General features: G+C 52.7%; 8 protein-coding genes and 1 pseudogene. All 9 read left to right on the top strand.

The annotated features are described in order from the left end of the window. Positions 1 to 470: pseudogene (locus RTY00_RS16060) on the top strand (MFS transporter); the annotation flags it as partial. Between the two features lie 79 nt (positions 471 to 549). After that, positions 550 to 1,344 (top strand): SDR family oxidoreductase, encoded by a 795-nt coding sequence (locus tag RTY00_RS16055; RefSeq protein ID WP_312665106.1) that lies wholly within the window; start codon positions 550 to 552, stop codon positions 1,342 to 1,344. 140 nt (positions 1,345 to 1,484) lie between these two features. Continuing rightward, positions 1,485 to 1,841 carry a hypothetical protein gene (locus RTY00_RS16050; RefSeq protein ID WP_154183391.1) on the top strand — a complete coding sequence of 119 codons (357 nt, stop codon included), beginning with the start codon at positions 1,485 to 1,487 and terminating at the stop codon, positions 1,839 to 1,841. A gap of 49 nt (positions 1,842 to 1,890) precedes the next feature. Continuing rightward, positions 1,891 to 3,891, top strand: coding sequence for a protein-disulfide reductase DsbD domain-containing protein (locus RTY00_RS16045; RefSeq protein WP_312665105.1), 2,001 nt, complete (start codon positions 1,891 to 1,893; stop codon positions 3,889 to 3,891). Beyond that, positions 3,891 to 4,613, top strand: a complete 723-nt coding sequence (locus RTY00_RS16040) for a DsbA family protein (RefSeq protein ID WP_312665104.1) — start codon at positions 3,891 to 3,893, stop codon at positions 4,611 to 4,613. Before RTY00_RS16045 ends, RTY00_RS16040 begins: the two co-directional genes overlap by 1 nt. After that, complete coding sequence (locus RTY00_RS16035; RefSeq protein ID WP_312665103.1) at positions 4,610 to 5,113, top strand: protein disulfide oxidoreductase; 504 nt, start codon at positions 4,610 to 4,612, stop codon at positions 5,111 to 5,113. Before RTY00_RS16040 ends, RTY00_RS16035 begins: the two co-directional genes overlap by 4 nt. Positions 5,114 to 5,115: 2 nt before the next feature. Continuing rightward, positions 5,116 to 6,054, top strand: a complete 939-nt coding sequence (locus RTY00_RS16030; protein WP_312665102.1) for an acyltransferase — start codon at positions 5,116 to 5,118, stop codon at positions 6,052 to 6,054. Positions 6,055 to 6,450: 396 nt separating this feature from the next. Beyond that, the gene (locus RTY00_RS16025; RefSeq protein ID WP_312665101.1) at positions 6,451 to 7,089 is read left to right on the top strand and encodes a GDSL-type esterase/lipase family protein; all 639 of its coding nucleotides are present in this window, start codon (positions 6,451 to 6,453) and stop codon (positions 7,087 to 7,089) included. Positions 7,090 to 7,144: 55 nt separating this feature from the next. After that, on the top strand, positions 7,145 to 7,330 hold a 186-nt coding region (locus tag RTY00_RS16020; protein WP_312665100.1), incomplete at its 3' end, for a hypothetical protein.

Genomic DNA, 7,330 nt, shown 5'->3' with positions numbered 1-7,330 from the left:
CGGGCTTAATGGCGCGAACTGACGCGATACTGCTGCTGTTTGGCCTCTGCTCGCTGGTCAGCATCGTTATCACCGGCATATTCGTCGACCGATTTTTACAGCCGCTCACGCTAATCAGCATCGGCCTTTTCATGGTGGCTGCGTTATTGCTGCAACTGAATGCGGCGAGCGTGCAGCTGGTGTGGCTGGCGGTGGCATTGTGGGGATTGGCGTTTGGTGGGGCGGCGACGCTGTTGCAAACCGCCATGGTGAATCGCGCCGGTGCCGCGACCGATGTCGCGCAATCGATGCTGGTCACGGTGTGGAATCTGGCGATGGCTGGCGGCGGCATGATGGGTGGCGTGTTACTGCAAAATCTCGGTATCGGCAGTTTTGCCCCGGTGTTATTGCTGTTGTTGGTCATGGCGTTGGGCATTGCCTGGTGGTCAGGTCAGCGCGGGATGCAGACCAGCGTTAATCCTTTGTCGTGATAATAACCGCGTGATTCGTCAATGCATATCCGGCAGTATCAACCAGGCTTTTGTGATTACGCTCACAGAGGAAAGCATGATGAATATCGATCTACACGGGAAAACAGCCTTAGTTACCGCATCAACCGGCGGTATCGGTTTTGCCATTGCACAAGGTCTGGCGGCCAGCGGGGCGGAAGTGGTGCTGAACGGGCGCAGTGAAGCCTCGGTGAGTCGTGCGCGCGAGAAGCTCAACGGCTTAGTGGCGGGGGCGAAAATTCACACCTTTATCGCCGATCTCGGCAGTGCGCAGGGCGTTAAGCAACTGCTCGACGGCTTGCCGCCGATCGATATTCTGGTGAATAACGCTGGGATTTACGGTCCGCAGGATTTTTATGAGGTGGATGACGACACCTGGGATGCCTATTGGCAGACCAACGTGATGTCCGGTGTGCGCCTGTCGCGGGCTTTATTGCCGGAGATGGTGAAACGCGGTTGGGGCCGCGTGGTGTTTATCTCCTCGGAATCAGCCTTGAACATTCCCGCCGATATGCTGCATTACGGCGTGAGCAAAACGGCGCAGCTGTCGCTGGCGCGCGGGCTGGCGAAAGTGGTGGCGGGCAGCGGCGTGACGGTGAACAGCGTGTTGCCGGGCCCAACGCTCTCCGATGGTTTTGCCGCCATGATGGAAGATGAAGTGAAACGTACCGGTAAGCCGCTGGAAGAGTTGGCGAAAGAGTTTGTGATGGCCCAGCGTCCGAGTTCTGTGATCCAGCGTGCTGCCACGGTGGAAGAGGTGGCGAATATGGTGGTGTACGTCTGTTCGAAACAGGCATCGGCGACGTCCGGTGCCGCGCTGCGCGTCGATGGCGGCGTGGTGGATGATATTGTTTAGCCGGGTGCGGTGATTGACAAGGTCGCCATGAATGGCGACCCTACAACGCTCGCACCACAAAGACAAAAGTTTACACAGCAAAGCTTGGTGTTTCTGCTGTAGATGCTTAAAATGCCCGCACTTTTCTCTGAGGCTGCGGCATGACGATTTCGCTATCACGCGCAAAATGGATTCTGGCACTGGTTTGTCTGGTGCTGGCGTTTTGTCTCGTCCAGCGCAGCTTCAATTTGCCGTCTGCACCTTTAGCGCAGGTCAGCGCGTCCGCGCAAACTCACAGTAGTGACGATGCCAGCGGCAGTGAAAAACCCTGTGCGCTGAGCGCCAAATCGCTCAGTGCCGCCGCACCCATCCTTGATACCGCATTGCCTTTCCTGCTGTTGCTGCTGGCGCTGATCGCCACCTTCACACAAACCACCACTTGCGTCGGCTATCGCCGCGCACCGCTGTTTCCGCCTCTGCGACGGCGGCATCTGACCTTCTGCGTCTTCCGGGAATAACACCTGCGCGTTACATCGCGTAAACCCTGTTATTCACTGGAGAATTCACATGACTGTATTGATCAGGAGCCTGTTGCTCCTGCTGGCGAGCTGCGCGATCACTGTGCAGGCGGCAGACACCGGCTGGCTGCGTAATGCGCAAAATAGCCATGCCGAAGTGCGCCTGCGCAGCGCCAGCCACAACGAGAATCAGCAACTGTTGCTGGATATTCGCCTGCAACCCGGTTGGAAAACCTACTGGCGCACGCCAGGTGAAGGCGGCGTTGCGCCGGAAATTCGCTGGCAAACGCCTGATGTAAAAGCGCAATGGTTCTGGCCTGCGCCTGAGCGTTTTGACGTCAGCGGCTTGACCACGCAAGGCTACAAAGGCGATATCACGCTGCCGATCGAACTGGCGAAACTGTCGAGCCAACAGCTCGCGGGAACGTTGACGCTCTCGACCTGCAGCGATGTCTGCATCCTCACCGACTTCCCGTTCAGCCTCGATCTGACGCAGCCCGCTGACGCCGATTTTGCCCGCGATTTCGCCGAGGCGATGGGACGCATCCCGGCCGCCAGCGGCTTAACCGATCAACTCGACGCCAGCTTTGTGAATGGTGAATTGCAGATCCGCGCGCAGCGTCAAGGCGGCTGGCAACAACCTGAACTGTTCTTCGATTATCCGGAAGGCAGCATGCTGGCGGCACCGCAAATCAGTGTGAAAGGCGATACGCTCAGCGCACGCGTGGCGGTCACCGATGAATGGGGCGAAGCGGCACCGGATCTGCGTGGCAAAACGCTGTCGCTGGTGGTGGCCGATGGTGGGATTGCGCAGCAAAGCGCGATTAATATTGGCGCAGAAGCGTTGGTGTCCGGTGATGGTGCGCAAACATTATGGTCAGTGTTGCTGCTGGCGCTGCTCGGTGGCCTGATCCTCAACTTGATGCCGTGCGTGTTGCCCGTGCTGGCGATCAAACTCAGCAGCCTGGTGCAGCAGCAAGGGCAAACGCAGCGTCAGACGCGCCAGCAATTTCTCGCCTCCAGCGCCGGGATCATTTTCTCCTTCCTGCTGCTCGCACTGCTGATGACCGGGCTGCGTCTCAGCGGCCAGGCGCTTGGCTGGGGCATTCAGTTCCAGAGCAGCGGCTTCCTGCTGGTGATGGTGCTGGTGATGTTCCTGTTCAGCGCCAGCCTATTTGATCTGCTGCATTTCCGCTTGCCGTCGGGTTTGAATACCAAACTGGCGACGCATGGCGGCGATGGCTTACTCGGTCACTTCGGCCAGGGCGCGTTTGCCACCTTGCTGGCCACGCCGTGCAGCGCGCCGTTTCTTGGTACTGCGGTGGCTTATGCGTTAACGGCACCGCTGCCGCAGCTGTGGCTGCTGTTTGTCGCGCTCGGCGTCGGCATGAGTTTGCCGTGGCTGCTGGTGGCGGCGTTGCCGGGCATGGCCCGCTGCCTGCCGCGTCCGGGGCGCTGGATGGTGCATCTGCGCAGCGTGCTCGGCCTGTTTATGCTGCTCGCCACCTTCTGGCTGGTGACATTGCTGGTACCGCATTGGGGCAGCACCTTCGCGCTGGTGCTGGCGGGCGTGTTACTCGCGGTGTTGTGTGGTTGGCTGGTGAAGCGCCGCGCGCTGCAGCAGGCGGGCGTGGTGTTTATCACCCTGACGCTGGCCGGTGCGCTGTTCCTGATGACGCGCATCACGCCGGAAGAGGAGACGCTGCACTGGCAGCCGTTGACCGAAGCGGCAATTCATCAAGCGCTCGAGCAGGATAAACGGGTGTTTGTCGATGTCACCGCCGATTGGTGCATCACCTGCAAAGTGAACAAATCCCGCGTACTGAATCAGCCCGATGTGCGTGCTGCGCTAAAAGCCGATGACGTAGTGCTGCTGCGCGGCGACTGGACGCAGCCCGATCCCGCCATCGGTGAATTCCTGCGCCGCCGCGACCGCGTGGCAATCCCTTTTAACCAAATTTATGGCCCGGCACTGCCGCAAGGCCAGATTTTGTCACCGCTGCTGAGTCGTGAAGCGGTGATCTCCACTCTCTCTGAGGCGAAAAAATAATGAAGAAATCCCTGTTACTGCCACTGATGTTCCTTGCCATGCCTGCACTGGCGGCCGCGCCGTTTACCCCTGAGCAGGAAGCACGTATTAAAGAGCTGATCCGTGAAACTCTGGTGCAGAATCCGTCGATTCTGGCGGAAGCAGCTGATGCGTTTGATAAAGAAGCGGCGCAACAGCAGCAAAATGTGGTGGCGCAGATGGTGAAGAAAAACCATGACGCGTTGTTCAACGATGCTGGTTCACCGCGCATCGGTGCTGAAAAACCGGCGCTGACGCTGGTCTATTTCACCGATTACAACTGCGTGTTCTGTAAGAAGTTTGAATCCGATATCGAAAAACTGCTAAAAGCGTATCCGCAGGTCGCAGTGGTGATTAAACCGCTGCCGTATCGCTCTGAAACTTCACTCACCTCGGCGCGTCTGGCGCTCACCGTGTGGGAACAGCAGCCGAAAAACTTCCTCAAATTGCATGAACGTTTGATGGCGAAAAAGGGCAATCACGATACCGCTAGCATCGACGCGGCGCTGGAGAAAACCGGCATAAAGCTGAAAGAGCCAAGCAAAGTGAGCCTCGACACCATCAACAGCAACCTGACGCTGGCGCAGCAGCTCGGCGTACAGGGCACTCCAGCGACGCTGGTGGGCGACCAGATGATCAGTGGCGCGGTGCCGTATGAGCAATTGGAAGCGGCAGTGAAAGGCGCGCTACAGGCGAAGCCATGAGTCGACTAAAGCGCTGGCTGCGTGAGGCGCTGCTCTTGGTACTGATTGTTGCGGCGGCGCTGTGGGGCATGGACTGGCTGCGCGCACCACAGCTGCCTGCCGACCTGGCGCAGCAGCCGCTCACCTCGCTGCAAGGCGAGGTCAATCTGGCGGAGCTCAGTCAGGATCGGCCATTGCTGGTTTACGTCTGGGCAACCTGGTGCGGCGTATGCAAACTCACCACGCCAACTGTGGCGGCGATGAGCCAGCAAGGTTACAAGGTGGCGAGCATGGCGCTGCGATCCGGTAACGATATGCGCGTAGCAACCTGGCTGGAGAAGAAAGGGCTGCAAGGCGTGGCAATCAATGATGAGAGCGGGGCGATCGGCCAGCGCTGGGATATTCAGGCCACGCCGACCTTTATCGTGCTGCATCAGGGTAAAGTGATCAGTACTAGCACTGGCTGGACTAGCGGTTGGGGGTTAAAGGTTAGATTGTGGATCAGCACTTTTAAAGTGTAATAGTGTTATCCTGGCTGATGGCGTTAACGTTGCCCAGTTCCTTATCAGCCGGGATAATTTTTTCTGCCACGAGTTGTTCATTAGGTTTAATTGATTTCTGTAAAATGATTTACATTTTACAGAATAATGTATTTAATTTTCCCACGATTGACCAACAAGTGAATGAAATGGAAATTCTGGCGAGTGTAAGTGATATTTTTAAGGAACATGTTAATGATTTCAGTTTCTCTCTGGAGAAATATAACATTTATCGACCGTCAGAACTGGGTCTGTCTGGTGATGATAGTAATCTAATCCTTTTTAAAGGTGAGCCGGCGACAGGTGTTAATATAGTTTTTTCAGATGAATCTAAGAATTGTCGTGTTTTTGTAGGAGAAAAAACAACAGGGGTAGGTTTTCTTATTTCGATTGTCGCAAGTGATTGCATTATCTATATCGGAGATAGGTGTAGTTTCAAAAAAGGCTCCATAGTAGTTTGTGGTACCGGAGATACGGTAATAGTAGGCAATGATGTAACCACCATGCCCGGTAATCAATGGACAACAGGACGACATTCTTTAGTCTCCGGAAAAATGATAGTTATTGGTGATGACTGTATGTTTGCAAGTTCGGTAACAATACGTGCTTCGGATGGTCACCCCGTATTCATGCCAGACACCGGCAAGCAGATTAATGAACCACGCAATCCAATTATTATTGAGCCGCATTGCTGGATCGGTGAGAGAGCCATCATCCTTAAAAACGTGAATCTTGGCGCATGTTCAATTGTTGCAGCCGGAGCGGTAGTGACAAAATCTGCCCCTAAATTTTCACTTATGGCTGGCGTTCCTGCTTCAAAAAAGAGTCTTAATGGTGCCGTCTGGAGCAGAAGTCAGAGAGAGAAAGATAAAGAAAAATCTTTAATGTGGCATCAAAAATACGGCGATGTTAATAATGCGTGACGCGCAAACTTCAAATTTGAGCTTATTCTTATAAGTTGATTCTTGCTTAAGTGCAAGGCTGGCTTAAGTATCAGATGATGTAAGAAAAATATGATGCCGATTCGATATTTGCTGGAGATATTGTATTGCGAAATTTTCAAATGTTATAGTCACGATGGCGAGCAGTTTTCTGCCAGAACTCCGTGTCGATGTTTTAATCTCGCCTTAAATTACAGTGAAATCTTCCCGGCTTTTTTCCAATATTAAGACGTATTTGCGACAAGTCCTGGAATTATGATGTTCTCCTTTGAGTGTTGACTAATGGTAAAATGTACAGATTCATTAATCTTTATTGACAGAGTTAGACACGGTTTTCCATCGAACCGACGAGTCTGATATTGTTTGAGAATCACAGTCATGTTGAAAAAGCTAATGTTGACCTCTGTATTGTTTGGCTTGTCATATGCTGCCAGTGGCAGCGACGAATCCAATGAGAAGAGATCCTCATTTTACCTTCAGACAAAAGCGCAATATGAGCGTTTCACGGGGCGATACGACATTGTCATGTTTGGTGATAGCCTCACTGAAAGAGGACATTGGCAGGATATGTTTCCTGATGTCAGGATAGGAAATCGAGGTATTGGTGGGGACGATACATCTGGAATGTTAGCTCGAATGTCAGAAGTAGAAGCTACCGGGGCAAAGGTCGTCTTTATCATGGCAGGTACCAATGACTTAAGCCGCCATGTTGCACCTGATATCATCGCAAAAAATATCATTACTATTGCAAAAAAATTCTCTGTGAAAGGTATTTATCCAATTATTCAGTCTACGATCCTGTCTGGCGAAAAACGCCTGAATAAGAACCAAAAAATACAGCAGATTAATGAATTATTGAAGCGTAGTGCACTTGCCAACGGTTACATCTATCTCGATATCAACCATTTTATTGCGCCTGATGGGTATCTAATGAATAAGAACACTTTGGATGGGACGCATTTAACAGTGGAAGGCTATCAGGTATGGAAAGAAGTACTTAACCGTTTTATTAAGTAGTTATTTAGTGACTCAGGGGTCGGGTTTATTAAATTTAACATGGATGAGGCAGAGAATGACAAATATGCTTGTTAGCGAACGGAATCTTTTATCCTTAAGAAATTATATTAAAAATTTTAGTCTTTCCCCCGATAAGTACAAAAAGTATGTTTTTTCAGAGTTAAATATTTCCGCTGATGAGAGTAATTTATTTTATTTTAAAGGTGAGCGACCAAAAGGTCTTGAGTTCTCATTTGCAGGC

The organism is Pantoea sp. CTOTU49201 (assembly GCF_032054795.1).
GTDB lineage: Bacteria > Pseudomonadota > Gammaproteobacteria > Enterobacterales > Enterobacteriaceae > Pantoea > Pantoea symbiotica.
The sequence above is the reverse complement of the archived record's forward strand: the minus strand, read 5'-3'. Positions and strand labels throughout refer to the sequence as shown.